Source organism: Streptomyces sp. NPDC036764 (assembly GCF_055609385.1).
Genome location: NZ_JBVJPT010000004.1, coordinates 230,109 through 255,743, shown reverse-complemented (window position 1 = coordinate 255,743; position 25,635 = coordinate 230,109). Strand labels below are relative to the sequence as shown.

Below are 25,635 nucleotides of genomic sequence, written 5' to 3'. Positions count from 1 at the left end.
ACCCTCCCCCAGGGCCTTAAGGGCCTGGGAGGTGCCCCCACCGTGCACCGGCCGTCTTCTAAGGCCGGTGAGCCGGATCGCCGCGTAGGGGACGTGACCGGCTCACGTGCCCGGCAGTCGGCCGGAGTGCGGCACCGTCGAGGTATACGGAGCCGAGCCGCCGGGGTCTCCCCTGCGCTGTCCGGTTCCTCTAGGGAAGGGCACCCGCCGATCATGTACGTCCGTCGCAGCGCAGCGGTTCTGGCCGCCGCCGTCGTGATCGGCGCGGCCGCGCCGGCCATAGCCGCCGACTCCTCCCCCTCCGCGACGCCGGAGCCGGCCGTCCCCGCCGGGCTCTACGGCGACACCGACCCGACGTACGACGGCGTCTGGCGGCAGTCCCTCGCGCTGCTCGCGCAGGACACCGTCAAGGTGCAGCCGGCCGAGAAGGCCGTGGACTGGCTGCTGGGGCAGCAGTGCGCGAACGGGGCCTTCGCGCCCTACCGCGCCGACACCGGCGCGGACTGCGGTGCCAAGACCCTCGTCGACACCAACAACACGGCGGCCGCCGTCCAGGCGCTGGTCGCCCTCGGCGGGCACGACGCCGCCACCGGCAAGGCCGTGTCCTGGCTGAAGTCGGTCCAGAACAAGGACGGCGGCTGGGGCTACACCCCGGGCGGGGCCAGCGACACGAACTCCACCTCGGTCGTGGTCGGCGCGCTGGCCGCCGTCGGCGAGAAGCCGGAGGAGATCCGCAAGGACGGGCAGTCGGCCTACGACGCGCTCGTGAAGCTCGCCCTGCCCTGCAAGGGCGACGGTGCGGGCGCCTTCGCCTTCCAGCCGGACAAGAAGGGCAAGCTCGTCGCCAACGCCGACGCCACCGCGGCCGGCGTCCTCGGCTCGCTCGGCAAGGGCCTTCTCGTGAGCCCCGCCAAGAAGGCGCAGACCGCGAGCTGCGCCGACGGCGGCTACCCGGCCCCGCAGCAGGCCGCCGCCAACGGCGCCGCCTACCTCACCGAGGCCCTCGCCAAGGACGGCCACCTGACGTCCGCCCTGCCCGGAGCCGAGGACCAGCCCGACTACGGCAACACGGCCGACGCGGTCGTCGCGCTCGCCGCGTTCTCCGGCGCCGACGCCGCCGGCAAGCCGCTGCGCTGGCTGGAGCAGAACTCCGCGAAGTGGGCCCAGCAGAGCGGCCCGGCCGCCTACGCCCAGCTCATCCTCGCCGCCCACGCCACCGGCACCGACCCGCGTGACTTCGGTGGCGCCGACCTGGTCAAGCAGCTCAACGCGACGGGTCCCGCACCGCAGGAGTCGGCCAAGGCCGCGGACAAGGCCGAGAAGAAGGACGCGAAGGACGACAGCCCCTTCGGCGTCTGGTGGTACGTCGGCATCTTCCTCGTCGTCGGCATCGGCATCGGCTTCCTGCTGAGCGGCCGCAAGAAGGGCCCGCAGGCGTGATCCACCGCGTGCTCGCCGCGCTCCTGGCCGCGCTGGTCCTGGTGACCGGCGCGGCCCAGGCCGCCCAGGCGGCCGGCTATCGCTACTGGTCCTTCTGGGAGCGCCAGGGCGACACCTGGATCTACGCCACCCAGGGCCCCTCCCTCGCCCGCCCGTCCGACGGCGACGTCCAGGGTTTCCGGTTCGCGGTGAGCGAGGACTCCAAGGACGCGACGAGGCCCAGGGGCGCGGCCGAGTTCGCGGTGATCTGCGCCAGGACGCCCGCCGAGGACGGCAAGAAGCGGGTGGCCCTGGTCATCGACTTCGGTACGGCCGCCGACGCCCCGTCCGGCGAGACGCCCCCGGCCCGCCGTACGGCGTGTGCCCGGGTGGCTCCCGACGCGACGACGGCGGAGGCCCTCGCGGCCGTCGCCAAGCCCCTGCGCTACGACACCAACGCCCTGCTGTGCGCGATCACCGGCTATCCGCAGAAGGGCTGCGGGGAGCAGGTGGCGAGCGGCAGCGGGAAGACCGGGAAGCCGACGCCGACCGGGCAGACGGCCACCACGGCCGAGGACGACTCGGACGGCGGACTCTCGCTGGGCCTGGTCGCGGGCATCGCCGTGGTGGTGGTGCTGGGGGCGGCGGCGGTCTGGCAGGCGCGGCGGCGCCGGAATGTCTAGCCGCGCGGAGCTTGCCAGGGGTGCGCGGACGCGGACGGACGCCCGGCCGGAACCGGCCGCCACCGCCCTGCGCCCGAACCGTCGCACCCCGCTCCACCCCGGCGCCTGGTGGCTCTGGGCGCTCGCCCTCGGCACCGCCGCCACCCGCACCACCAACCCCCTTCTCCTCGCCCTCCTCATCGCGACCTCCGCCTACGTCGTGGCGACCTGCCGCCCGAACGCCCCCTGGGCCCGCTCCTACTCCGTCTTCTTCAAGCTCGCCCTGGCCGTCCTGCTCATCCGCCTCGTCTTCGCCGTGGCCCTCGGCTCCCCGATCCCCGGCACCCATGTGATCGTGGCCCTCCCCGAGATCCCCCTCCCCGACTGGGCGCAGGGGATCCGCCTGGGCGGCAAGGTCACGGTCGAGACCGTTCTCATCGCCTTCTACGACGGCCTGCGCCTGGCGACCCTGCTCATCTGCGTGGGCGCGGCGAACTCCCTCGCCAACCCCACCCGCCTGCTCAAGTCCCTGCCCGGCGCCCTCTACGAGATCGGCGTGGCGGTGGTCGTGGCCCTCACCTACGCCCCCAACCTCATCGCCGACGTCCAGCGGCTGCGCGCCGCCCGCCGACTGCGCGGCCGGCCCGACACCGGGGTCCGGGGCCTGCTTCAGGTGGCACTCCCGGTCCTGGAGGGCGCGTTGGAGCGGTCGGTCGCCCTCGCCGCAGCGATGGACGCGCGCGGCTACGGCCGTACCGCCGACGTCCCGCCCCGCGTCCGCCGTACGACCACCGCGCTCACCCTCGGCGGCCTGCTGGGCGTGTGCGCCGGAACGTACGGGCTGCTCACCGCCGCGGGCGGCACATACGGTCTCCCCGTCCTCCTCGCCGGACTCGCCGCCGCCCTGGCGGGGCTGCGGCTGGGCGGTCGCCGTTCCCCGCGCACCCGTTACCGCCCGGACCCCTGGGACGCCCGCGCCTGGCTGGTCGCCGGATCCGGCGCGGCGGTCGCCGCCCTGCTGACCCTGGCCGCGCACCGCGCCCCGCAGGCCCTGGAACCCGGCGTGATCCCGCTCGTCGCGCCCACCCTCCCCCTGTGGCCCGCGGCGGCCGTCCTCCTCGGCCTCCTCCCGGCCTTCGTCAGCCCCGCACCCCGCAGTCCCGCCGCCCACAAGGAGCCGTCGTGATCCGCTTCGAGAACGTCTCCGTGACGTACGACGGTGCCGCCGAACCCACCGTCCAGGGCGTGGACTTCGAGGTCCCCGAGGGCGAACTGGTGCTGCTCGCCGGCCCGTCGGGCGTCGGCAAGTCCACCGTGCTCGGCGCGGTCAGCGGGCTCGTCCCGCACTTCACCGGCGGCACCCTGCGCGGCCGGGTCACGGTGGCCGGCCGGGACACCCGTACGCACAAGCCGCGCGAACTCGCCGACGTGGTGGGCACGGTGGGCCAGGATCCCTTGTCCCACTTCGTCACGGACACGGTCGAGGACGAACTGGCCTACGGCATGGAGTCACTCGGCCTCGCGCCCGACGTGATGCGCCGCCGCGTCGAGGAGACCCTCGACCTGCTCGGCCTCGCCGACCTGCGCGACCGCTCCATCGCCACCCTCTCCGGCGGCCAGCAGCAGCGCGTGGCGATCGGCTCGGTGCTCACCCCGCACCCGAGCGTCCTGGTCCTGGACGAGCCGACGTCGGCCCTGGACCCGGCCGCCGCGGAAGAGGTCCTCGCGGTCCTCCAACGCCTGGTCCACGACCTCGGCACGACGGTCCTGATGGCAGAACACCGCCTGGAACGCGTAGTCCAGTACGCCGACCAGATCGCCCTGCTCCCCTCCCCCGGCGAGGCCCCGCTCCTCGGCACCCCGGCGGAGATCATGGCCGTCTCCCCGGTCTACCCCCCGGTGGTGGCCCTGGGCCGCCTGGCAGGCTGGACCCCACTCCCCCTGACGGTAAGGAACGCCCGCAGAAGAGCAGCCGGCCTACGCCAACGGCTTGAGAACCGCACCGCCGTCGCCCCCCAAGGGCCGGCCGACCCGGAGCAACGGCTCGAAGAACGGGACGACATCGCCCCAAAGGGGCGCGGGGAACTGCGCGACCAGCAGACCGACCCACAGCACCATCTCAACGACCGGGACGCCAACACCCTCAAGGGGCGCGGGGAACTGCGCAACCAGCAGACCGACCCACAGCACCATCTCAACGACCGGGACGCCAACACCCTCAAGGGGCGCGGGGAACTGCGCGACCAGCCACAACAGACCCGCAGCCGCCAACGACCCACACCCCCCACCCTCTCCGGCGCCACCCCCCACCGCTGGTTCCGCCGCAAACGAACCCCCGCCCCCGACCCCCAGTCCACCTCCGCCGCCGAGGTACGGGCCCTCGCCGTAACCCGCGACCACATCCAAGCCCTGCGCCACATCGACCTCACCGTCACCCCCGGAGAGACCATCGCCCTCATGGGCCGCAACGGCGCCGGCAAGTCCACCCTGCTCAACACCCTGGTCGGCCTGGTGGAACCCACCTCCGGTTCGGTCGCCGTAGGCGGCTCCGTACCCCACCGCACCCCACCCCGCGACCTCGTCCGCCGCGTCGGACTCGTCCCGCAGGAACCCCGCGACCTCCTCTACGCCGACACCGTCGCCGCCGAGTGCACGGCCGCCGACGCCGACGCGGGCGCCGAACCCGGCACCTGCCGCACCCTCGTCTCCGAGCTGCTCCCCGGCATCGCCGACGACACCCACCCCCGCGACCTCTCCGAGGGCCAGCGCCTGACCCTCGCCCTGGCCGTCGTCCTGACCGCCCGCCCGCCGCTGCTCCTGCTCGACGAGCCGACCCGCGGTCTGGACTACGCGGCGAAGGCCCGCCTCGTGACGCTGCTGCGCGAGCTGGCCGGCCAGGGCCACGCGATCGTGCTGGCCACCCACGACGTGGAGCTCGCCGCGGAGCTCGCGGACCGGGTCGTCCTGCTGGCCGAGGGCGAGGTGATCGCCGACGGCCCGACCGCGGACGTCGTCGTCTCCTCCCCGTCCTTCGCGCCGCAGGTCACCAAGATCCTCGCCCCGCAGGAGTGGCTCACGGTCACACAGGTGCGCGAGGCCCTGTCATGAGCGACCGGAAGGACCCGAAGGACCTCCGGCGCCGGACGCGCCCCGTTCACCTCGGCCCCCGCTCCGTCGCCGCCCTCGCCCTGGTCAGCGCCGTCGGTGTCGCCGCCCTGATGTGGCCCTTCCTCGCGCCGCCCGAGTCGGCGGTCATCGCGCACAGCCAGGACGCCCCCTGGTTCTTCGCGTGCCTGCTGGTGCTGCTGGTCGCGGTCGTCGGGGCGACGATCTCCGAGTCGGGGCTCGGGCCGAAGGCGGTCGCGATGCTCGGGGTGCTGGCCGCGACGGGAGCCGCGCTGCGCCCGATCGGCGCCGGCACCGCCGGTCTGGAGCCGATGTTCTTCCTCATGGTGCTGAGCGGCCGCGTCCTCGGCCCCGGCTTCGGCTTCGTGCTCGGCTCGGTCACGATGTTCGCGTCGGCGCTGCTCACCGGCGGGGTGGGCCCTTGGATGCCGTTCCAGATGCTCGCGATGGGCTGGTTCACCATGGGGTCCGGGCTGCTGCCGGACCGTGACCGGCTGCGCGGCCGCGCGGAACTCGCCCTGCTGTGCGCGTACGGCCTCCCGGCGGCCTTCGCCTACGGCACCGTCACGAATCTGGCGGGCTGGCCCTTCATGGAGGCGACGGCCTCGCACATCGCCTTCTCCCCGGACGCCCCCGTCTCCCTCAATCTGGCCCGCTTCCTCGCGTACTGCCTGGCCACCTCCGTGGGCTGGGACCTGGGCCGGGCCGTCACCACCGTCGTGCTGACCCTGCTGCTCGGCCCGGTGATCCTGCGGGCGCTGCGCCGGGCCACCCGCCGGGCCGCTTTCGAGAGCCCCGTCACGTTCGACGCACCCACACCGTGAGGGCCCACGCGCGGACCGTCACTCACGCGGTGAAGCACCCCACATGACCCACGTCACCTACGATTCGCCATAGTCGGACAAATCGGATGTCATGCACGCGTCCTCATAGCCTCTGACCTGCACATAGAGAGCCACGTCACACGAGGCGCTCGCCCCCCGCATACGACCACAACTAGCAAAAGGGCTCATTGCGGACACCCTCCCGGGCTGTTTCTCTGGATGACGTCGCACGGCGCCGACGTGCCCTCAGGGCCGCGGCGCCGACGCATGCCACCGCCTCACATCACGGGGCCCCGGCACGCATACGACGCCCTGTCCCCGAAGAAAGGCTCCCCGTGTCCGCTGTTTCCCTCTTCCGCCGCGTCTCCGCCCCGAAGAAGGCCCTCGCCGGTGCCGCTCTGGCCGCCGCCACCGCGGGCACGCTGTTCGCCGCCGCGCCCTCGCACGCCGCGACGAACGGGTCCTCCTCGGCACAGGCGGTCGCCAAGAAGATGATCTCGGACTCGAGCCAGTACCAGTGCTTCTCTAACATCGTCGACCACGAGAGCGACTGGAACGTCAACGCCACGAACTCCTCGTCCGGCGCCTACGGCCTGGTCCAGGCGCTGCCCGGCAACAAGATGGCCTCCGCCGGCTCCGACTGGAAGACCAACCCGGCCACCCAGATCAAGTGGGGCCTGGACTACATGAAGGACCGCTACGGCAGCCCGTGCGGCGCCTGGGGCTTCTGGCAGTCCAACGGCTGGTACTGAGCCGACCGGCCCACCCGAACCGAAGGCGGCGACCCCTGATCCCCGGGGCCGCCGCCTTCGCCCATGTTCACCACCCCCGACCTACGGGCTGCCGCACATCCCCCGTCCAACTTCCGCGCAGCTTCGCGTCGCCCCAGCGCTCATTCCGTGCGGGCAGCTCACCAGGACCTTCGTGGCCACGGTCGTCCTCACTCCTCAACCACACCAACGGCCTGCCCGAGGAATGGGTCCGGACGATCTTCACCGACCGCCCAGTTCGACACCGGCAGCTCTGTGGGGGCGTACTTTCGCATATGAGATCCGCAGCGAACTGGTGCCCCTGCGCCAGGCGTTGTGACCACTGGCGTCGGACGACTTCCTGTCGTTCCAGGCAGGCAAGCCGGCTGACACGCATCTGAGCAACAGCGTCAAGCACTACGACAGTTCGGGCAGGGCCGACGACAGGCGCATCCCTGCCACGTTGATGAAGTTCCCGTTCTCGGGCCAGTTGTCACGGATTTTCCGATGCACCGTGTGACGGGATGGAATTGTCGCGAAACCGTGTCGCAAAGCCATGAGGCCACAAGGACTCGCCCAAACACGCCTGATGACCGCCTGTAGGGTGATGAAGAGGTCCGGGTGATCAACTGAGCCACCGGGGCCCGATGTGTCCAGAGCCGAGCGGGGAGAGACCGGCCCATGGGGGACCACTTCAAAACGGACATCGGGCAGCTCGAGCAGTTCCTGACGAGTCTGGAGAGATGCGTCGACGAGCTGAACGAGGCCCGGTCAGCCCTCGACCACGTGCGTGCCGACCAGATCGGCACCCCTCGGCTCGACGAGGCCTGTGACAAGTTCCAGGACGAGTGGAAGTACGGGTCCGACAAGACCAAGGAAATGATCGACGCGATCAAAGAGGGTGTGCAGTCCAACAAGAAGGGCTACCAAGAGGTCGAGGAAGCCCTGGCGAAAGCCCTCAAGCAGATCGCGGACACGAGCACCTCGGGCGGCAACGGGGGCGGCAAGTAATGGCCACGAACCCGTACCCCAACATCGGCTGAAACCCCGTACCGGGCATCCCCACCGAGGTCGCGAAGCTCCAGCAGAAGGTCGCTGCGGCCGCGACGGCGCTGGAGAACACGCACCGACAACTGACGAAGCTGACCAGTGAAAGCAGCTACTTGGAGGGCGACGCCGCAGAGAAGTTCCGCGAGGCCCTCGATGGCGACCTCCCGAAGTACATCAAGGACGCCGCCTCGTCTCTGCGCACCGCGGCCACCCATCTGCACAAGTGGGATGGGCACCTGACATCCAACCGGGAGCTGGCGCAAAAGTACGACGCCGCGATTGGCGAGAAGAAGGCCGCGGCCGGCAAGGCCAAGAACGCTTACGATCAGGCCGCCCGGCACCCCGATCTCAAACTCGCCAACCAGACCTTCCCCTCGCAGGAGGAGGCCGACGCCGCGACCGCGCGAATGCGCTCCGCAGAGCGGGAGTTGAACGAGGCGAGCGCAGCCCTCACCAAGGCCAATAGCGAGTACGAATCCCTCGACCGCAAGGTCAAGGAGCTGGAGGTCGAGCACACCAGCGAGGCCGAAACCATTGCCAAGGCCCTGGACGGATCGACGAAGAAGGCTCCTGACGAGCCGGGCTTCTGGGACAAGGTCGGCGACGTACTCACGTCGATAGGCGACTTCCTGTTGGAACACGCGGGCACCATCGGCGCCATCGCCGGTCTGCTCGCCCTCTTTCCGACTCCTCTCGCCCCGCTCTTCGCCGGTATCGCAATTGCGGCCAGCGCGGCATCCATGGCCAAGAACTTCTCGGACCCGGATTTTCGGGACGCGTTCTTCCCCTGGGGCGACAAGTTCGGCTGAAACATGGACACCTTCTCCGCCTGGGCCTCCGTCGGCAGCGACGCCGTCGGCATGGTTCCGGGCGGCAGGGCACTGAGCTCGGCCGCCCGCAGCATCCGCGGCGGGCTCGACGACGCGGCGCAGATGGGCGTCAGCGTCGCGAGCCGCGAAGTCGGCACCGAGTTCGTGCGGGAAGTCGGCCACGTGCTCCGCACGGCTCCGAGAACCGCTGCGGAGGAGGCATGGCAGGCAGCCGGAGAGAGCGCCGCAGGCTCGGCCAAACTCATGACCGACATCAGCGTGAACGGTCTCAATGTCGCCGCGAACCTCATGCCTGAGGAGGGCACGGCGGGCACCGCGGCAGAAGTCACCAAGGCAGGAGCCGGAGCCTGGGCCGGGCAGGACATCGTAAGGTCCCTGCTGGCGGCAAGTTAGCCGATCGAGTCGAGAGGTGAACAAGCATGACCACGGCAGCCGCTACCTCGGGCTCCGCCGCAAATAGCCCTGCCCAACCCGTCTTCTGGTACGGCGTTCCGCACGGCTATGTGAAGCTGGACCTCGATCCACCACGCGAGCGCCTTGAGGAAGTGGTCCGGGAGCTGAACGGACTACCGACCGAACAGCGGGCGCAGGCCTCGCAGGTCCTCCAGTTCTACGCCGGCATGGTCACCGCGCTCAAGGCACAGAACGTGCACATGTGCGCGGTTGGTTACCACCCGGACGACGACGGCACTGTCGTGACGTCCACCCTGACAATCTCCACTGTTCCCGCGTCCGGGAACCAGGCAAAACTGGTGATCGCAAGTCTCGCGGGGACAGCGGCGGACGACCCCGACACCGGGATGCGCCCGCTTGAACTTCCGTGCGGCCTCGGTTATCTCGCGGAGGAGAAGAAGCGCACCGTCGCGCCCGGCAAGGACCCCGCCGGCCCCGAGGGGCCCCTGCGTGGGGACGTGTGGCAGGGCACGGTCGCGGTCACGGGCTCGGGCACGCCCGACATCATCGTGGTCCAACTTGTGACGCCCGCTCTCCATCTCGCCGACGTGTACCGGGACATCCTTCTCGGGGTGGCTCGTACTCTGACCTTCACCGACCCGACAAAGCCGTCACCGGCAACGGACGAGCCTCGTGCGGGGGCGGCCGAGGCAGCTATGCGTAACGACTTCGGATAGGAACGGACTCTCTGATGGACACGGCGCCCGTGGCACCTGACGTCGCGCAGGTACTCAAACACAACCGGACGATGCTGTATCTGCACATCGCCAAGCGCCTCGCACTGGCCGTCGCCCTCTTCGCGGTGCCGTTCGTGGCGCACTTGGCCGGCTACGACGCCGCCCTGCCCGCGTTCGCCGCCCCGGCCGCCCTGTTCGTGCTGATCTTCCTGGTGCTCCGGCTGCGCCACGGGTCTCGCCTGAAGGTATGCGCGACCGTACTGCAGACCTACTCCTTGGAGTACCGCAACCGGGTGTCCAAGAAGGACTCCGAGTGGAAGTACCTCGGCACCGTCCACACTGTCCGGCTGTCGGTACGTGGACAGCACGGCGCCCCTTCTCTGCGCGCGATGAGCGCGGCGACGGTGCGCCGCTGGCCGAAGGAGGCCGAAGAGGGCGGCGCCTGGTTCGCCGGTGACCTTGCCTACGGCGGCGTCATGATTGTGCCGGGGAGCAACGACATGCTCTTCGTGCAACCCGCGGACTGGGAGAAGTACGCGCAGGAGCGCGCCCAGTCCGACCCGCAACGCAGATCGCTTGCCGAACAGGCAGGCATCTCGAGGCTGTTGGAGAAGGAGCCGAGAGTCTTGGTGGGGGGTTGATGCTGCGCGGCGCGCGTCGCGGGGGAGGCAGGAACGGGGCGTAGGGATAAGGGGTGCTCCTGCCTCCCTCGGGGCGGGTCAGCCGCTGCTGACCTGGAGTTCCTTCACTCCGTTGATCCACGCGGAGCGAAGACGGCGAGGGTCGCCTACCAGTCGCAGGTCCGGCATCGCGTCGGCCACCGCGTTGAAGATCAGGTCGATCTCCAGCACCGCAAGGGACTTGCCCAGGCAGTAGTGGGGGCCTCCGCCGCCGAAGCCGAGGTGGGGGTTGGGGTCGCGGGTGATGTCGAAGGCGTCCGGGTTCTCGAAGACCTCGGGGTCGTGATTGGCCGAGGCATAGAAGATTCCTACCCGGTCGCCCTTCTTTATGCGCTTTCCGCCCAACTCCGTGTCCTGGGTCGCCGTGCGCTGGAAGGAGACCACCGGCGTCGCCCAGCGGACGATCTCCTCCGCGGCCGTCTCGGGCCGCTCCCTCTTGTACAGCTCCCACTGTTCGGGATGGGTGAGGAAGGCGTGCATGCCGTGGGTGATGGCGTTGCGGGTGGTCTCGTTGCCCGCCACCGCCAGCATAAGCACGAAGAAGCCGAACTCGTCCGAGCCCAGGTTGCCTTCGTCCTCGGCCGCCACCAGCGTGGTGACGATGTCCTTCGCCGGGCACGCCTTGCGGTCGGCGGCCATGTTCATCGCGTAGGCGATGAGTTCGGTGGCCGACTCGGCGCCGACCTCCTCGGTGATGGCGTACTCGGGGTCGTCGTACGAGATCATCTTGTTGGACCAGTCGAAGATCTTGGCCCGGTCGTCCTGCGGGATGCCGATCAGCTCGGCGATGGCCTGGAGGGGCAGTTCGCAGGCGACCTCGGTCACGAAGTCGAAGGGGCCGGCGTGCTCGCGGGCGTTCGCGGCGATGTTGAGCGCCCGCGTCCGCAGGCGTTCCTCCAGGGCGCGGATGGCGCGCGGGGTGAAGACGCGCTGGACGATCTGGCGGACCCGGGTGTGCTCGGGCGGGTCCATGTTCAAAAGGATCAGCCGTTGCGCGTCGATGGCGTCGCGCTCGATGTGTTCGTTGAAGCGGATGATCGCGGTGTTGAGGGTCGACGAGAACAACTCCGGGTGCGTCGAGACGTACTTGACGTCCGCGTGCCGGGTCACCGCCCAGTAGCCCTCGTCCTGGAATCCGGCCACGTTGGCCGACTGCGGGATCCAGCGGACCGGTTCGGCCCGGCGCAGCTCGGCGAACTCCGGGAGGGGTACGCGGTGGTGCAGCACATCGGGGTCGGTGAAGTCGAACCCGTCGGGAAGCGCTGGACAGGACATCGGCAGCTCCAGCCATCTGACGGACCATCAGAACAGGGTTGCCGCGAAGGTAGTAACGGGTTCTACAAGTGGCAAGAGGCGCGGCACCCCCAATCCCGTGCGGAATTCGTGCAGATCTCCGCAGATCAAGACTCCGGAGCGTGCACGACCCTTGCGGTGACCGACATCACGTCAGCAGACTGCAAGGGGAACTAGAACACGTACTAGTTCTGGCGGAAAGCCGAGGAGAGCCGAGAGGACACCGCACCCATGGCTGCCGAACCCGTGATCGTCGAAGCAGTGCGCACCCCCATCGGCAAGCGCGGCGGCGCGCTCGCCAACCTCCACCCCGCCTATCTCCTGGGCGAGACCTACCGCGAACTCCTGGGCCGCACGGGCATCCCCGCCGACTGCGTCGAGCAGATCGTCGGCGGCACGGTGACCCACGCCGGCGAACAGTCCATGAACCCCGCGCGCACGGCCTGGCTGACCATGGGCCTGCCCTACGAGACGGCGGCGACGACCGTCGACTGCCAGTGCGGCTCCTCCCAGCAGGCCTCGCACATGACCGCCAACATGATCGCGGCGGGCGTCATCGACGTCGGCATTAGCTGCGGCGTCGAGGCGATGTCCCGGGTGCCGCTGGGGTCGGGCTCCAAGCACGGGCCCGGCAAGCCGTTCCCCGACGAGTGGAACGTCGACCTGCCCAACCAGTTCGAGGCGGCCGAGCGCATCGCCCGCCACCGGGGGCTGACCCGGGAGAACGTCGACTCACTCGGGCTCGTCTCGCAGGAGCGGGCGGCCGCCGCCTGGGCCGAGGAGCGCTTCAAGCGGGAGACGTTCGCCGTCCAGGTCCCGACGACCGAGGACGAACAGCGCGCCGGGCAGGGCATGTGGCGCCTGGTCGACAAGGACGAGGGCCTGCGCGACACGTCCATGGAGGCGCTGGCGGGGCTCAAGTCCGTCATGCCGACGGCCGTTCATACGGCGGGCAACTCGTCGCAGATCAGCGACGGCGCCTCGGCGATCATGTGGGCGTCGAAGCGGATGGCTCGCGCCCTGAAGCTGCGACCCCGGGCCCGGATCGTGGCCCAGGCCCTCGTGGGCTCCGACCCGCACTTCCACCTCGACGGGCCGATCGACGCGACCAAGGCCGTGCTGGGCAAGGCCGGGATGTCCCTGAAGGACATCGACCTGGTCGAGATCAACGAGGCTTTCGCGTCCGTGGTGTTGAGCTGGGCGCAGGTCTTCGAGCAGGACCTGGAGAAGGTCAACGTCAACGGCGGTGCGATCGCCCTCGGGCACCCGGTGGGGGCCACCGGGGCCCGGCTGATCACGACCGCGCTTCACGAACTGGAGCGGGCGGACAAGGAGTTCGCGCTGGTGACGATGTGCGCGGGCGGGGGGCTTGCCACGGGTACGATCATTCAGCGGCTGTAGCCTCGGGTCCCCTCTAGTTCGGCTGCGGCGCCGTCGTGGCTGGTCGCGCAGTTCCCCGCGCCCCTGGGCGGCGCTGCCGAACCGCAGCTCACCGGTCCGCTTAGTTGTCCGCCGCCCAGTCGATGAACGTGGTGAACGCGGCGGGGTCGAGGGTGAGGATCGGTCCCGCCGTGTTCTTGGAGTCGCGGATGGCGACGGAGACGGTCGTTTCGGCGATCTCGACGCAGTTGCCGCCCTGGTCACCGCTGTAGCTGGACTTACGCCACTGGATCGCCGTCAGCATCTCGGTGCTCTCCATAACGTTCCTCCATCACACGCCGAATCAGATCCGCCGAGTCCTTGATGGACAGGGCGGCGGCTTGCAGATGATCGTAACGGAGCGAGCAGTCCTTGACGGTGTCCGGGTTGGCGGTCGGATGCCCGCTGCCATAGCCCTCCGTGTAGACGATGGTCGGGTCGCTCTCAAATCGGCAGACGTCGAACGAGCCTTGCAGTCCCGCATGCGCACCTGCCGAGAACGGCAGCACCTGGATGTTGATCCGGGGGTTGCCCTCGAAGGACAAAAGGTGGGCGAGTTGTTCCCGCATGGCGGCCCGGCCGCCCATCTCCTGGCACAGTGCGGCTTCGCTGAGGATGGCCCAGAAGACCGGGGGTTCCTGCTTCCCAAAGATGCGCTGACGAGCCAGCCGTACAGCGGTGCGGTCACCAATGTCGGTCTTGTCGAGGACGCCCAGCACAGCACTCGCGTAGGCCCTGGTCTGGAGCAGGCCGTGCACCATCTGAGTCTCGAACGAACAGATCTCGATGGCTCGCGCTTGCAGCTCGGCCACCTGCTGAAACCAGGCCGGAAGTTGACTGCGCATCACCAGCTCGTGCAGCCGGGACAGCAACCCACCCGTCCCCAGCGCGATGTCCGCCCGTTCGCTGAACGGCAGTGTCGGCAGCTTTCTGGCCGTCTCGATCTGGCCGACCAGGGAGCCGGTGCAGTAGACGATGTCCCCCAGCTTCTTCTGGGTCAGCCCGGCCTCCTCGCGGTAGCGGCGCAGTTCGAAGCCGTAGTAGTCGAGTGGCGAGGCGCCCGGGTCGAGGGTGTTGATGTGGGTCACGCAGAGCTCCCTCTCACGCAACTGGGCCCACTCCGGGACCCGTTGTATCCGTTCCGTAGCCCAAAGTAGTCGTGCCAGGTCAGGCTCGTAGCGTGAACGGATACCTTCCCCCCACCCACCTGGCGCCCTTCCGCCTCCAGTACCGTCTGCGCCTCACCGCCGGTGACCACTCGGCGCGGCACATCCGCGCCATCGTGCGCTCGCTGCTCGGCGAGTGGGAGATGCGCGAACTGACCGACGCCGTGGAACTGGGCGTGACCGAGCTGGTCGCCAACGTCGTACGGCATGTTCCGGACCGCCGGTGCGAGGTGCTGGTGCTGCGGCAGCCGTCGGGGGTGCGGGTGGAGGTGTCGGACGGGTGCGAGCGACTGCCCAGCCTGACAGGAGAGTTGTCGACGGACGCCGAGGACGGTCGCGGGCTGCTCCTGCTGGACGCCGTGGCCGACAAGTGGGGCGTGGACGCCGCCGGGCGACGGAACGGCAAGACCGTGTGGTTCGAGTGCGGAACCACACGGTCGGGACTCACCGGTGTGGCGTCAGGAGCCGTGGGCCTTGGCGGGCTCCAGCTTGATGCTGAAGTGGCGGAGGATCGGTGACTGCTCGGTGATGCGGTAACCGTGCACCGAGCTGGGGTCCTTGGCTATGTCCGCCAGGGTCTGCGCGACGTGGTCGTAGTGGCTGCGCGTGTAGACCCGGCGGGGCAGGGCGAGGCGTACCAGCTCGTACGGCGCCGACTTGATCGGGTTGCCGTGCTCGTCCTCCTCGCCGAGGTAGAGGGATCCCAGCTCCGCCGACCGGATGCCGCCGCGCAGGTAGAGCTGGCAGGCCAGGGAGTGGCCGGGGTACTGGTGGGGCGGGATGTGGGGCAGCAGCCGCCCGGCGTTGAGGTACAGGGCGTGCAGGCCGGCCGGCTCGACGATGTCGACGCCCGCGTCCCGGATGCGCTGGGCGAGGTGGCCTGCGATGTCGGCGCGCTCCGCCAGGTATGAGGGCTCGGTGACCTCCAGCAGGCCCTGGGCCATCATGTCCAGGTCGCGTCCGGCGAGGCCGCCGTAGGTGGCGAACCCTTCGGTCGCGATGAGGAGGCGCTCGCACTTCTGGGCGAGCTCGGGGTCCTTGAGGCCGATGAAGCCGCCGATGTGGACGATGCCGTCCTTCTTGGCGCTCATGATGCAGCCGTCCGCGAGGCGGAAGGCCTCCTCGGCGACCTGGCGCGGGGTGCGGTCCTGGTAGCCGGGCTCGTGACGGGTCACCAGCCAGGCGTTCTCGGCGAACCGCGCGGCGTCGAGAATCATGGGGACGCCGTGGCGGCGGCACAGGTCGGCGGTCTGGCGCAGGTTCTCCATCGAGACCGGCTGTCCACCGCCGCCGTTGTTGGTGATGGTCATCACCACGGCGGCCACCGGGGACTCCTGCGCGTTCTGGAGAATCTGCTCCAGCGCCTGCAGGTCGATGTTGCCCTTGAAGCGGTGCGGGCTGTCGAGGTCCTTGGCCTCCGGGCAGGGAATGTCCCGGGCCTGGCAGCCGACGAGTTCCACATTGGCGCGGGTGGTGTCGAAGTGCGTGTTGGACACCACGGTGCTGCCCGGGGTGAGCAGCGAGGTGAACAGGATGCGTTCGGCGGCGCGGCCCTGGTGGGCGGGCAGGAGGTGCGGATAGCCGGTGAGTTCGCTGACGGTCTCGTGCCAGCGGTAGAACGACCGGGAGCCGGCGTAGGACTCGTCGCCGTTCATGCCGGCGGAGAGCTGGGCGGCGGAGATCGCACCGGTACCCGAGTCGCTCAACAGGTCGATGGTGACCTCGTCGGCACGCAGGTCGAACAGGTTGTAGGAGACCCGTCGCAGGGCTTCCTCACGCTGCTGGGGGGTGGTGAGGGGGATCGGCTCGACGACCTTGATCCGGTAGGGCTCCACGGCTCCTTCTTTCTGATGTTGCGCGGGCATTGCGATACTGCGCGGGCGGCCTTGTGACGCTGCGCGGGCTTTCTTACGACGCGCGGATCACTGCGCGGGGGGACGCACCGCATAGGCCTCCGAGGAGACGTACGCGGTGATGCGGGGGCTGCGGTCGCGCTCGTGCGCCAGGGCGAGATAGGCGATCAGGCCGACGCCGTCGGACAGTTGCCGCGTACTGAGGGCGGCGAGGGCGCGGCGCAGTATCGAGGGGTCCATGCCGAAGTGGGTCAGCACGGCGGTGGCGCGGGCGAGCGCCTCCTCGTCGTCCCTGACGTAGTCACGGACCGGGACGTGGAGGGTGAACCCGCTCGGCCGGCCGGACGCGGTGTCGGTGAACGAGTGGCAGGTCAGCGCGGGCCGCCGCTCCAGTCGTTGCTCCGGCCTGCCTCCCGCCCCTGCGGGCGGGCGCCCATACGCGGCGAGGTGGAAGAAGGCCTCCACGTCCTCGCGTGCCGGGCCGGGCTGCGCGCGGTTCAGTGCGTACGCCTCGGATGCCGCGAGGCGCGGATGCGCGGTGTAGACCTTGACCCGGGGTGTGTCCCAGGTGCCGAGGTCCAGGGCGACGAAGGGGTACCCGGTCGTGTCGGGCAGGGTCTCGAACGCCTGCCGGTGACCGAGTCGGTGCAGTGCCTCCCGCACGGTGGCCGTGGCCCGTTCGGATCCGGCGGCGGCGGGGTTGAGGTAGACCTTCACGCCGGGGACGCCACCGGGACGTAATTCCAGCGCGTACCAAAGGGCCAGGTGGCCTTGCGGGTTCGAGGGCAGGAACAGGTCTTCGAGGCGGTCGAGCTGGCCGGTGGAGAAGTCCCAGCGACGGGCCATCTCCCGGATGGCGGCGAGCCCTTGGCGGCCGTTGTCCGCCAAGTCACCTGCGGTGCAGCCGGGTTCCACCAGGACGCGCAGGCCGGGGGCCGCGCCCGGACGGAAGGCCAGGGAGAACTCGACCGGCGTGTGATCGTCGGAAATGAAACTGGGCGTGGCCGGCGGCAGCGAGAGCGAGCGGCCGGACGCGTCCCCGAGTGACTCCAGGACGATGTGCGCGTACAGCGCCGACTCGGCGGCCGGCGAGCCCACGACCGAGCCCAGGCGCAGCAGTTGGCCGACGACGTGATCGGCGAGTGTGGGGCTGTACTCGTAGGTGACCGGTGCGTCGGTGACCGGCGCCGTACTCGCCGTACTCACCGGACCTCCCGGGCAGGCGCAAAAAGATACCCGCCGGTGAAGGCGGGTATCCGGCCGTTGGGCCATTCTGCTTGGACGCCTATGAGGCCTATGTGGAAGTCCTTCTCCTGAACGAACGTGTGGAACGACCGGGTGACGGGGCGCTGGGCGCGAGTGGCAGCGGGGTTGAACTCCACAGCCCCTCCTTCATCATGTGACGACTCAGATACCCTGCGCAGTCATACCCCGGCGCTTTAACGTTCATGCAGTTGCCAGGGGCAGTTGCCTGTTACCTGTGTCACGCATCCGGAAGCAGGGATTACGCCCTGACCCACTTCAGGAAGGAACTCCACAGCCCTCCGCGTTCCTTGTTCGAGGCGGTGTCGGCAGCAGACTCCTGAGCCGCCTGGGACGGCTGGGGCTGCACCGAACGGCGCGGGGTGGTCGGGGTGAAGCGGGCCGGCAACTGCGCCAGGGCGCGGTTGAAGGGGCCGGGCCGCCAGGTCAGGCTCTCCTCCGGGACGGCGAGTTCGACGTCGGGCAGCTCGTTGAAGAGGTGCTCGATCGCCGCGAGGGTGATGAGGCGGGCCGGCTCCTTGGAGGGGCAGGCGTGCGGCCCCGCGCTCCAGGCGAGGTGGGCCCGGTTGCTGGACTTCCCTGTCGCGGAGCGCGCCGAGGCGGCGTTGGCGGCCTGGAAGCCGACCAGCACCAGATCGCCGGCGCTGAGCTTGCCGCCGGCGAACTCCATGTCCCTGGCCGGGTAGTGCGGCGCGTAGTTGGAGATGGGCGGGTTGTGCCACAGGGTGTCGTCCAGCGCCTCTTCCAACAGCCCGTTCTGTGCGTACCGGTCCTCGGTCAGCAGCAGGTGCACGGTGTTGGCGATGAGGTTGCGCAGCGGTTCCGCGCCGGCGCCGATCAGCAGCACCAACTGGTGGATCATCTCCGCGTCGTCCAGCTTGGCCGGGTGCTGCATCAGCCATGAGGTGACGTCGTCGCCGGGCCGGGACCGCTTCAGCGCGACCAGTTCGGCCACGGCCTGGATGAGGACCTCGTTGGCCCGCTCGGCGTTGATGCCGTCGAAGATGCCGGAGACGCCGAACATGACCCGGTCGCCGATCTCCGCCGGGCAGCCGAACAGTTCGTTGAAGACGAACAGCGGGAGCTGCTTGGCGTAGTCGTTGAGCAGGTCGGCGGAGCCGCGGGTGCTGAACTGGGCGAGGAGGTAGTGCGCGATCCGGTCGACGTTCACGCTCAGCCGGTGGCTGTCGACCCGGGCGAAGCTCTCGGTGACGGCCTGGCGCAGCCGCAGGTGCTCGGCGCCGTCGGTGAACATGCAGGTGGGCCGGGGGCCGAGCAGCGGAAGGACGGGGCTGTCCGGGCTGATCCGGCCCTCGTTGAGGTCGCGCCAACGGCGGGGGTCCTTGCGGAAGTCGCCCGGGTTCTGCAGCAGGTCGAGCGCCGCCGCGTAGTCCGTGACGAGGGTCGCCTCCACGCCCGGCGCCAGCTCGACGGGGGCCGTCGGGCCGTGGTGGCGCATGTAGTCGTAGTAGGCCTGCGGGTCGGCGGCGAACTCCGCCGTGTACATGGGTATCCGTTGCCCGCTGCCGTGCGCTGGGCACCCGGGCGGCGGGACGGGGAAGTCTTCGCTGGTCATGCGTGCTCCAGAGCGGCGCGTTCCTGTAGGTAGCGAACGAGAGTGATCAGCGCCTGCGCCGATGAATTCTCGTCACGTGCGTCCATTACGACGACGGGGGTGTCCGGCAGCAGGTCGAGCGCTTCCCGCAGGGCCGCTTCGGTGCGTTCGGGGGTGTGGTCGAAGCGGTTCACGGCGATGGCGTAGGACAGGCCGTACTGCTCGATCAGGTCGATCACGGCGAAGGAGTCCGCCAGCCGTTCGGGGTCCACCAGGACCAGGGCACCCAGGGCGCCGCGCGCCATGTCCTCCCAGATCTGGATGAACCGCTGCTGACCGGGCGTGCCGAACAGATAGAGCACCACATGGTCGCTGATCGTCAGCCGCCCGAAGTCCATGGCGACCGTGGTGGTGGTCTTGCTCCGCACGCCCTTGAGGTCGTCTATCGCCTCCGCCACCCGAGTCATGTTCTCCTCGGTGGACAGCGGGGGGATCTCGGAGATGGTGCCGATGAAGGTGGTCTTGCCGACGGCGAAGTGCCCGACGACCAGGATCTTCACCGCCGTCTGCGCCGCGCCGCCCCGGACGTAGGCGTCCTCATCCAAAACGCGCTTGGAGTCCATCCAGCACCTCCTGGAGAAGCTGTTGGTCGACGAGACGCGCCCGGGGCACGGGCGCTCGGGTGATCAGGTATCCCCCCTCTGCCAGCGAGCTGAGGAGGATCTTGAGCACACCCAGAGGGAGCTGGGTGTGCCCGGCGAGCTCGGCGACCGAGAGGTAGCCGCCGGAGCACATGTCCAGGACGTGCTGCTCCTCGGGGGAGAGCCGCGTGGGGCGCTGCCGCTCGTCGCTGACCGTCGTCACAAGGGTGATCAGGGAGAACTTGTCCTCGGCGGGCAGGGCGCGCCCGCGCGTGATGACGTACGGCCGTACTAACTCTGCGGCTTCTGACTCTTCGGGGGTGTTGTCAGTCATGAGCGGTGGCCGATGTCCTCACGGGGTGATGTGGCCAGTTCCTTGCCCAACTGGCCGACCAGTTGCTGCATTCGGAAGGTGATGTCCGCCATGTCGATGTCGGGGGCCGCCGAGACCGCGAGGTAGGCGCCCTCGCCTGCGGAGATCAGGAAGACCCAGCCGCCGTCGAACTCCACCAGCGTCTGGCGCCACTGCATGTTGTCGCCGTCGCAGAAGAAGCCCAGGGACCGGCTGAGGGACTGCACACCGCTCATCGCGGCGGCCACGGTGTCGGCCGAGTCCCGCCCGAGGTCCTTGGTGCGGGCCATCAGCAGACCGTCGGCCGAGACCAGGACCGCGTGCAGCGCCCCGGGAATCTCCAGGGCACTGTCCAGCATCCATGACAGGTCGTTCTTCACGAGGTGGTCTCCGGTCCCTTGCGTCCGTCAGCGTGGCTCCCGCGCATCGCGTCCAGGGGCGCGGCGCGGCCGGTCTGGGTCCCCCGTTGGAAGGCGCTCATGATCGAGGCCGTCTCCTCGGTGGAGCGACCCGGTGAGCTCGGGGTGCCCGGACTGCTCGGGACGACGGCCATCGGCCGCTGCTTGCGCCGGCGCTTGGGCAGCCCGTCGGCGGTCGTGGTCGTCGCCGGGGCGTCGGCGCCGGCTCCGTCCGCGTGGGCGTCGGCGTGGACGGCCGCGTTCGGCATCTTGGGCTCCGGCATGCTGGTCAACAGCTCCTCCGGAACGAGTACGACCGCACGGACACCTCCGTAGGGAGAGGTGGAGTCGACGGAGACGGTGAAGCCGTAGCGCTCGCAGAGCGCGCCGATCACCGCGAAACCGAACTGCGGAGGGTTGCCCAGGTCGGAGACGCTCGCCGCGCGTTCCCCGGACAGCAGCTCCGCCGCCCTGGCCTTCTCCTCCTCGTTCATGCCGACACCCGCGTCGTCGACCACGATGCAGATGCCCTTGGGCACGGACCGGACGTTGATCTCGACCACGGTCTCGGGCGCCGAGTAGCTGGTGGCGTTGTCCAGCAGCTCCGCGACCGCGAGGGCGATCGGTTCGACCGCACGGCTGGTGACGGCGTAGTCCACCTGCGACAGGATCTCGACCCGCTGGTAGTGGCGGATCCTCCCCTGCGCGCTGCGGATCACGTCGTAGACCGAGGCGGGGTCACGCTGCCGGCCGAGCCAGCCCTGGCACAGAACGGCGATGGACTGCGCCCGCCTGCCGAACTGCGAGTTCATGTGGTCGATCTCCAGCAGATCCCGGAGAATCGGTGAATCTCCGTATTTGCTCTGCAGTTTGGAGATGACGAGCTGCTGTTCGGCCGCAAGGCCCTGAAGTGTCCGCATCGCGGACTTCAGCACGGTTTTGGTCTCTTCGCCGGCCCGTTCCTCGGTCTGCCGGACGATCGCGTCGTATCCGCCCTCCAGATCGACGTACGAAGACTTGAGCTCGTCGTTCCGCTTGCGTAACTTTCGTATCGCCTTCTGCTGGCGAACAATGATCGTGGCCGCAGCAGGGGCACCGACAACGAGCCCCCAGATCGCCGGATCCATCACGTATTGCGTCATAAGACTCTCTTCGAGCGACAGAAGCCCCGTTGCTGAAACCCGCCCGGTAGCACCGGGCGGCGGCAGTACACAAGGGCTCGCCGACAGGGGTTCGCCCTTGCCGCCGAGACGTTTCGCCTCGGGGCTTGTGGCCTGCCTGGCAAGTGCTCGGAGCATATCACCGGAGTTGACTGACGCTTCGTCAAATACCTGGTCATTGCCGTCAGTTGGCGAAGATTCGGGTGCCCGGAGATGAAGAATTCGTGTACTCGCCTGTCGCTCCTGGTAACCCGCGGCCGACCCCGCCAATGAACGAACCGGCCCCGAACGGCGTCTTCGTTTTCATGGTCCCTGCCGAACTCACGCGTACCAGACCCGCGCCCCCGGCGTCCTCCGCCGAGCAGTCGCTCCCGCGCACCCTGTGGCACCGCCACAGGGTGCCGCTGCTCGCCACGCTCCCCGCGCTTCCCCTGTACGCGATCTGGTGGGCGTTCCTGGCCACCGGCGGCGGCGACCTCGCGGCCCAGTACGCCTGGGCCGGATTCGCCGCCCGGCACGGTGACTCCGCTTACAACCTTTTCTGGTACGGCGGCACGCACACCGCCAACTACAGCCTGATATCGCCGTATCTGATGGCCGCCCTCGGCGTGCGGGCGCTCACCGTCGTCTCCGGGCTCGCCGCCACTTGGCTGGCGGCCGTGCTCATGGAGCGCGCGGGACTGCGAAGACCCCTCGGCCCGGCCCTGCTCGCGTCGTTCGCCCTGTGGTGCAACGTGGCCTCCGGCCGCACCACCTTCGCGCTCGGCGTCGCCTTCGGACTCGCCGCCTGCCTGATGCTCACCCGTGACCGGCGGATCGTCCTCGCCGCCGCCTACGCCGCCCTCGCGACCATGGCCAGCCCCGTGGCCGGGCTGTTCCTGGTGGTCGTGGGCGCCGCCTTCCTCGTCACCCGCGACTGGCCCCGCGCCCTCGCCCTGCTCCTGCCGCCCGCCGTCACCGTCGGCGCGACCACCCTGCTGTTCCCCTTCAAGGGCGAGCAGCTCATGTTCGCCGGGCGAATATGGCCGCCCTTCTTCCTGGGCCTGGCCGTAACGTTTCTCGCCCCGCGCTCCTGGCGCGTCGCCCGCGTCAGCGGTGCCGTCTACGCGGCGGGGACCGTCCTGACGTATCTCATCGCCTCCCCCATAGGCACCAACGTCGAGCGCTTCGCCGAGCTGTTCGCGCCCGCCGCGCTCCTCGCCGTCCTGCTCGCCCAGCCGCAGCTCGCGAAGGTGCGCCGGAACCTGCTGATCACCGCCCTGGTCCTGTCCGTCGCCTGGGTGGGCAAGAAGACCGCCGACGACCTGTACGTCTCCACCACCGTGCCGGCCTGGGCCGCCGAGACCCACGGCGTGGTCCGCGCCCTGGACCGCCTCGGTGCCGACCGCACCCGCGTCGAGGTCGTCCCGGCCCGCAACCACCGCGAGGCCAGCGGGCTCGCCCCGCACGTGAACATGGCCCGCGGCTGGAACCGCCAGCTCGACATGGAGCGGGCCCGGCTGTTCTACGACGGATCCTTCTCGCCGGCCACCTACCGGGCGTGGCTGGACCGCTGGGCCGTCGGGTTCGTGGTGCTGCCGCTGGGCAAGCCCGACGGGTACGCCGAGGACGAGGCGCGCCTGGTGCGCGAGAGGCGACCCGACTGGCTGGAGCCGGTGTGGCAGGACGCGCATTGGCGGGTGTTCCGGGTGCGCGACGCGCGGCCGCTGGTGAGCGAGCCCGCGACCGTGGTGTCGACGTCCAGCGTCGACGTCGTCGTCCGCATGTCACGGGCGGGCAGCGCCACCGTGCGCATCGCGCACTCGAAGTGGCTGCACACCGACGGCGGCGGGTGCCTGGCGCCGCAGGGCGAGTTCACCCGGCTCACCGTGTCCGCGCCCGGCGAGTACCGGATCAGCTCGGAGTACGGTCCCTCACCGGAGCCGGGGAGTCGCTGCTGACCTTCTCGGCCTGTGCCGTCACCGCCTTGGCGCGCGGGCCCTGGAACAGGTACGTCGTCAGGAAGCCGGCGCCCACCACGGCCGCGCCGCCGACCGCGTCCAGCACCCAGTGGTTGCCGGTGACGACGATCGCGGTGACCGTGAACAGCGGGTGCAGCAGGCCGAGGGCCTTCATCCACCATCTCGGGGCGAGGATGACGATGACCAGGCCGCACCACAGGGACCAGCCGAAGTGCAGCGACGGCATCGCCGCGTACTGGTTGGTGAGCTCGGTCAGCGTGCCGTAGTCGGGCCGGGTGAAGTCCTGCGTGCCGTGGACCGTGTCGATGAAGCCGAGGCCAGGCATCAGGCGGGGCGGGGCGAGCGGGTAGAGCCAGAAGCCGATCAGGGCGAAGACGGTGGCGAAGCCGATCGCGCTGCGCGCCCAGCGGTAGTCGACGGGGCGGCGCCAGTAGAGGACGGCGAGGATCGCGAGCGGGACGCCGAAGTGGAACGACTCGTAGTAGAAGTCGAAGAAGCCGCGCAGCCAGTCGACCTTCACGACCGCGTGGTTGGCCCAGTGCTCGATGTCGATGCCCAGGGCGCGTTCGATGGAGTGGATCTCCTCGCCGTGCTCCTCGGCGGTGACCCGGCCCGCCGAGTTCGACCCGCCGGCCGCGGCCAGCCGGATCTGGGCGTAGGCGTAGTAGGTGACCCGGATCAGCAGCAGCTCGAAGAGCAGGTTCGGGCGGCTGATCACCCGGCGCAGGAACGGCACCAGCGGGATGTGCCGGAAGCGGGCGGGGACCTTGTCCGCGTACCGGGTCGGGATAGGCGTCTGCCAGTACGGCGAGGTGCGTGACAGGAACGGCACGACGGCCGCCGTGGCGATGGCGGCGAGCAGGACGAGGTCGGCGCGCAGCGGGTGCAGGATCACCTTGTCCGGCACCATCATGCGGGCCGGCAGGGTCATCACCAGCACGATCGCGACCGGCCAGACGTACCGGTCGCAGGCCCGCCTGCCGACCTGGCCGACGACCGCCAGCAGCACCCACAGGAGCTGGTGCTGCCAGGCGGTGGGCGAGACGACGATCGCCGCGCAACCGGTGACGGCGACGGCGAGCAGGAGCTGCCCGTCGTGGGCGTAGCGCACGGCACGGCGCACCGCGAGGGCGGCGACGCCGGCGCCCAGCAGCAGGAAGAGGACGATCTCCAGGGGCCCGGTCAGCCCGAGCCGCAGCAGGGCGCCGTGCAGGGACTGGTTGCCGAGGTCGTCGGCCCGGCCGCCGAGGCCGACGCCCGCCATGTGGTGCACCCAGTAGGTGTACGAGTCGCTCGGCATCGCCACCCAGGCGACCGCCGTGCACGCGGCGAACGTGGCGCCCGTGGAGAGCGCGGCCCGGCGCCGGCCGGTGAACCACAGCAGCGGGGTGAACAGCAGCAGGGTCGGCTGCAGGGCCGCGGCGACGCCGATGAGCACGCCGCTGGCCCGCTCGCCGCGCACGGCGAAGCAGCCGAGCAGGACGAGCAGGACCGGCATGATGCTGGTCTGGCCGAGGTAGAGCGTGTTGCGCACCGGCAGCGACAGCATCAGCAGGCTGATCACGACGGGCGCGGCGAGCAGGGAGGTGCGCCGGCCGACCGGCTGCGGCAGGGCGCGGGCGGCGACCAGGCCGAGGGCGACGACGAGCAGCAGGGTGCCGAAGGTCCAGCCCCAGCCGAGGGCCTGCTCGGCGGCGCGGGTCAGCGGTTTCAGGACGAGTCCGCCGAACGGGGTACCGGTGAACTGCGTCGAGTCGTACAGCGAACCCTTCACATGCAGGACGCCGTCCGGCCCGACCCAGGTCTCCAGATCCGTCAGCCGCTCCCCGCGCGGCGTACCGAGGACGACGGCCACCTCGCGTACGGCGAGGATCGCGACGACCAGCCACAGGCCGAGCCGAGCCGCGCGTACGCGCGCCCGGACCGCGCCGACGGCGGTCGCTCCCAGCGCCTGTGCCGGTCGCCCACCATGATCCGCATTCGCCACGCCTCGTCGGCCTCCCGCCCCGATTCGTCCCACGCGTCCCATGCGTCAAGGTCTTCACGAACCCAGGAGGGCTCGCACCACTCCGGGGAGAGACGCAGGCAACCCGTGATTCACCTG

General features: G+C 70.0%; 25 protein-coding genes. 14 read left to right on the top strand and 11 right to left on the bottom strand.

Annotation, left to right across the window (positions count from 1 at the left end; genetic code table 11):
- Positions 1-213 precede the first annotated feature (213 nt).
- The 11 genes from ACZ69Q_RS19345 to ACZ69Q_RS19295 all read left to right on the top strand — a co-directional run bounded on the left by ACZ69Q_RS19345 (position 214) and on the right by ACZ69Q_RS19295 (position 10,431).
- Complete coding sequence (locus ACZ69Q_RS19345; RefSeq protein WP_471043168.1) at positions 214-1,440, top strand: prenyltransferase/squalene oxidase repeat-containing protein; 1,227 nt, start codon at positions 214-216, stop codon at positions 1,438-1,440.
- On the top strand, positions 1,437-2,102 hold the full coding sequence (locus tag ACZ69Q_RS19340) for an SCO2322 family protein (protein WP_471043166.1): 666 nt from the start codon (positions 1,437-1,439) through the stop codon (positions 2,100-2,102). The genes ACZ69Q_RS19345 and ACZ69Q_RS19340 overlap by 4 nt, the downstream gene beginning before the upstream one ends.
- Complete coding sequence (locus ACZ69Q_RS19335) at positions 2,095-3,267, top strand: energy-coupling factor transporter transmembrane component T (RefSeq protein WP_471043163.1); 1,173 nt, start codon at positions 2,095-2,097, stop codon at positions 3,265-3,267. The genes ACZ69Q_RS19340 and ACZ69Q_RS19335 overlap by 8 nt, the downstream gene beginning before the upstream one ends.
- Positions 3,264-5,189 (top strand): ABC transporter ATP-binding protein, encoded by a 1,926-nt coding sequence (locus tag ACZ69Q_RS19330; protein ID WP_471043161.1) that lies wholly within the window; start codon positions 3,264-3,266, stop codon positions 5,187-5,189. The genes ACZ69Q_RS19335 and ACZ69Q_RS19330 overlap by 4 nt, the downstream gene beginning before the upstream one ends.
- On the top strand, positions 5,186-6,031 hold the full coding sequence (locus tag ACZ69Q_RS19325; protein WP_471043159.1) for an ECF transporter S component: 846 nt from the start codon (positions 5,186-5,188) through the stop codon (positions 6,029-6,031). Before ACZ69Q_RS19330 ends, ACZ69Q_RS19325 begins: the two co-directional genes overlap by 4 nt.
- A gap of 335 nt (positions 6,032-6,366) precedes the next feature.
- A complete protein-coding gene (locus tag ACZ69Q_RS19320; protein ID WP_471043157.1) occupies positions 6,367-6,783 on the top strand; it encodes an aggregation-promoting factor C-terminal-like domain-containing protein in 417 nt (138 codons plus the stop codon).
- A 678-nt stretch (positions 6,784-7,461) separates the two neighbouring features.
- Entirely contained in the window at positions 7,462-7,791 is a 330-nt protein-coding gene (locus ACZ69Q_RS19315) for a hypothetical protein (RefSeq protein ID WP_471043154.1), read from the top strand.
- A 152-nt stretch (positions 7,792-7,943) separates the two neighbouring features.
- The gene (locus ACZ69Q_RS19310) at positions 7,944-8,639 is read left to right on the top strand and encodes a hypothetical protein (RefSeq protein WP_471043151.1); all 696 of its coding nucleotides are present in this window, start codon (positions 7,944-7,946) and stop codon (positions 8,637-8,639) included.
- A gap of 3 nt (positions 8,640-8,642) precedes the next feature.
- Positions 8,643-9,053: a hypothetical protein gene (locus ACZ69Q_RS19305; RefSeq protein WP_471043149.1), complete on the top strand. Its 411-nt coding sequence runs from the start codon at positions 8,643-8,645 to the stop codon at positions 9,051-9,053.
- Positions 9,054-9,079: 26 nt separating this feature from the next.
- Entirely contained in the window at positions 9,080-9,790 is a 711-nt protein-coding gene (locus ACZ69Q_RS19300; protein WP_471043147.1) for a hypothetical protein, read from the top strand.
- 14 nt (positions 9,791-9,804) lie between these two features.
- Complete coding sequence (locus ACZ69Q_RS19295; RefSeq protein WP_471043145.1) at positions 9,805-10,431, top strand: hypothetical protein; 627 nt, start codon at positions 9,805-9,807, stop codon at positions 10,429-10,431.
- A gap of 78 nt (positions 10,432-10,509) precedes the next feature.
- Here ACZ69Q_RS19295 and ACZ69Q_RS19290 read toward each other — a convergent pair whose 3' ends face one another.
- Complete coding sequence (locus ACZ69Q_RS19290) at positions 10,510-11,745, bottom strand: cytochrome P450 (RefSeq protein WP_471043143.1); 1,236 nt, start codon at positions 11,743-11,745, stop codon at positions 10,510-10,512.
- Positions 11,746-11,994: 249 nt separating this feature from the next.
- On the opposite strand from ACZ69Q_RS19290, the gene ACZ69Q_RS19285 reads away from it, so the two are divergent.
- Positions 11,995-13,164 carry a steroid 3-ketoacyl-CoA thiolase gene (locus ACZ69Q_RS19285; protein WP_471043141.1) on the top strand — a complete coding sequence of 390 codons (1,170 nt, stop codon included), beginning with the start codon at positions 11,995-11,997 and terminating at the stop codon, positions 13,162-13,164.
- A gap of 100 nt (positions 13,165-13,264) precedes the next feature.
- Here the strand turns inward: ACZ69Q_RS19285 and ACZ69Q_RS19280 are convergent, their stop codons facing one another.
- Together ACZ69Q_RS19280 and ACZ69Q_RS19275 are read right to left on the bottom strand one after the other, a co-directional pair.
- The gene (locus ACZ69Q_RS19280; RefSeq protein WP_471043139.1) at positions 13,265-13,462 is read right to left on the bottom strand and encodes a DUF397 domain-containing protein; all 198 of its coding nucleotides are present in this window, start codon (positions 13,460-13,462) and stop codon (positions 13,265-13,267) included.
- On the bottom strand, positions 13,422-14,270 hold the full coding sequence (locus ACZ69Q_RS19275; protein WP_471043138.1) for a helix-turn-helix domain-containing protein: 849 nt from the start codon (positions 14,268-14,270) through the stop codon (positions 13,422-13,424). The genes ACZ69Q_RS19280 and ACZ69Q_RS19275 overlap by 41 nt, the downstream gene beginning before the upstream one ends.
- 92 nt (positions 14,271-14,362) lie before the next feature.
- On the opposite strand from ACZ69Q_RS19275, the gene ACZ69Q_RS19270 reads away from it, so the two are divergent.
- Positions 14,363-14,866 carry an ATP-binding protein gene (locus ACZ69Q_RS19270; protein ID WP_471043136.1) on the top strand — a complete coding sequence of 168 codons (504 nt, stop codon included), beginning with the start codon at positions 14,363-14,365 and terminating at the stop codon, positions 14,864-14,866.
- Here ACZ69Q_RS19270 and ACZ69Q_RS19265 read toward each other — a convergent pair.
- The 7 genes from ACZ69Q_RS19265 to ACZ69Q_RS19235 all read right to left on the bottom strand — a co-directional run bounded on the left by ACZ69Q_RS19265 (position 14,807) and on the right by ACZ69Q_RS19235 (position 21,552).
- The gene (locus tag ACZ69Q_RS19265; protein ID WP_471043135.1) at positions 14,807-16,183 is read right to left on the bottom strand and encodes a tryptophanase; all 1,377 of its coding nucleotides are present in this window, start codon (positions 16,181-16,183) and stop codon (positions 14,807-14,809) included. The two genes, ACZ69Q_RS19270 and ACZ69Q_RS19265, sit on opposite strands and share 60 nt — an antisense overlap.
- Before the next feature lie 87 nt (positions 16,184-16,270).
- A complete protein-coding gene (locus tag ACZ69Q_RS19260; protein WP_471043133.1) occupies positions 16,271-17,407 on the bottom strand; it encodes a tryptophan dimethylallyltransferase family protein in 1,137 nt (378 codons plus the stop codon).
- A 298-nt stretch (positions 17,408-17,705) separates the two neighbouring features.
- Positions 17,706-19,040, bottom strand: a complete 1,335-nt coding sequence (locus ACZ69Q_RS19255) for a cytochrome P450 (protein WP_471043130.1) — start codon at positions 19,038-19,040, stop codon at positions 17,706-17,708.
- Entirely contained in the window at positions 19,037-19,642 is a 606-nt protein-coding gene (locus ACZ69Q_RS19250; RefSeq protein WP_471043128.1) for a GTP-binding protein, read from the bottom strand. Before ACZ69Q_RS19250 ends, ACZ69Q_RS19255 begins: the two co-directional genes overlap by 4 nt.
- Positions 19,617-19,994, bottom strand: coding sequence for a DUF742 domain-containing protein (locus ACZ69Q_RS19245; protein WP_471043126.1), 378 nt, complete (start codon positions 19,992-19,994; stop codon positions 19,617-19,619). The genes ACZ69Q_RS19250 and ACZ69Q_RS19245 overlap by 26 nt, the downstream gene beginning before the upstream one ends.
- Positions 19,991-20,392 carry a roadblock/LC7 domain-containing protein gene (locus ACZ69Q_RS19240; protein WP_471043123.1) on the bottom strand — a complete coding sequence of 134 codons (402 nt, stop codon included), beginning with the start codon at positions 20,390-20,392 and terminating at the stop codon, positions 19,991-19,993. Before ACZ69Q_RS19240 ends, ACZ69Q_RS19245 begins: the two co-directional genes overlap by 4 nt.
- Entirely contained in the window at positions 20,389-21,552 is a 1,164-nt protein-coding gene (locus tag ACZ69Q_RS19235) for an ATP-binding protein (protein ID WP_471043121.1), read from the bottom strand. Before ACZ69Q_RS19235 ends, ACZ69Q_RS19240 begins: the two co-directional genes overlap by 4 nt.
- A 323-nt stretch (positions 21,553-21,875) precedes the next feature.
- On the opposite strand from ACZ69Q_RS19235, the gene ACZ69Q_RS19230 reads away from it, so the two are divergent.
- Positions 21,876-23,510, top strand: coding sequence for a hypothetical protein (locus ACZ69Q_RS19230; RefSeq protein WP_471043119.1), 1,635 nt, complete (start codon positions 21,876-21,878; stop codon positions 23,508-23,510).
- Here ACZ69Q_RS19230 and ACZ69Q_RS19225 read toward each other — a convergent pair.
- On the bottom strand, positions 23,464-25,518 hold the full coding sequence (locus ACZ69Q_RS19225; protein WP_471043118.1) for a bifunctional glycosyltransferase 87/phosphatase PAP2 family protein: 2,055 nt from the start codon (positions 25,516-25,518) through the stop codon (positions 23,464-23,466). The two genes, ACZ69Q_RS19230 and ACZ69Q_RS19225, sit on opposite strands and share 47 nt — an antisense overlap.
- Positions 25,519-25,635: the final 117 nt, after the last annotated feature.

What these genes read in the sequence shown, in the direction of transcription:
- ACZ69Q_RS19325 (WP_471043159.1), top strand. Translation starts at nt 5,186, where the DNA reads ATGAGCGACCGGAAGGACCCGAAGGACCTCCGGCGCCGGACGCGCCCC.
- ACZ69Q_RS19345 (WP_471043168.1), top strand. Translation starts at nt 214, where the DNA reads ATGTACGTCCGTCGCAGCGCAGCGGTTCTGGCCGCCGCCGTCGTGATC.
- ACZ69Q_RS19315 (WP_471043154.1), top strand. Translation starts at nt 7,462, where the DNA reads ATGGGGGACCACTTCAAAACGGACATCGGGCAGCTCGAGCAGTTCCTG.
- ACZ69Q_RS19285 (WP_471043141.1), top strand. Translation starts at nt 11,995, where the DNA reads ATGGCTGCCGAACCCGTGATCGTCGAAGCAGTGCGCACCCCCATCGGC.
- ACZ69Q_RS19235 (WP_471043121.1), bottom strand. Translation starts at nt 21,552, where the DNA reads ATGACGCAATACGTGATGGATCCGGCGATCTGGGGGCTCGTTGTCGGT.
- ACZ69Q_RS19280 (WP_471043139.1), bottom strand. Translation starts at nt 13,462, where the DNA reads ATGGAGAGCACCGAGATGCTGACGGCGATCCAGTGGCGTAAGTCCAGC.
- ACZ69Q_RS19230 (WP_471043119.1), top strand. Translation starts at nt 21,876, where the DNA reads ATGGTCCCTGCCGAACTCACGCGTACCAGACCCGCGCCCCCGGCGTCC.
- ACZ69Q_RS19250 (WP_471043128.1), bottom strand. Translation starts at nt 19,642, where the DNA reads ATGGACTCCAAGCGCGTTTTGGATGAGGACGCCTACGTCCGGGGCGGC.
- ACZ69Q_RS19305 (WP_471043149.1), top strand. Translation starts at nt 8,643, where the DNA reads ATGGACACCTTCTCCGCCTGGGCCTCCGTCGGCAGCGACGCCGTCGGC.
- ACZ69Q_RS19295 (WP_471043145.1), top strand. Translation starts at nt 9,805, where the DNA reads ATGGACACGGCGCCCGTGGCACCTGACGTCGCGCAGGTACTCAAACAC.
- ACZ69Q_RS19255 (WP_471043130.1), bottom strand. Translation starts at nt 19,040, where the DNA reads ATGACCAGCGAAGACTTCCCCGTCCCGCCGCCCGGGTGCCCAGCGCAC.
- ACZ69Q_RS19245 (WP_471043126.1), bottom strand. Translation starts at nt 19,994, where the DNA reads ATGACTGACAACACCCCCGAAGAGTCAGAAGCCGCAGAGTTAGTACGG.
- ACZ69Q_RS19335 (WP_471043163.1), top strand. Translation starts at nt 2,095, where the DNA reads ATGTCTAGCCGCGCGGAGCTTGCCAGGGGTGCGCGGACGCGGACGGAC.
- ACZ69Q_RS19300 (WP_471043147.1), top strand. Translation starts at nt 9,080, where the DNA reads ATGACCACGGCAGCCGCTACCTCGGGCTCCGCCGCAAATAGCCCTGCC.
- ACZ69Q_RS19290 (WP_471043143.1), bottom strand. Translation starts at nt 11,745, where the DNA reads ATGTCCTGTCCAGCGCTTCCCGACGGGTTCGACTTCACCGACCCCGAT.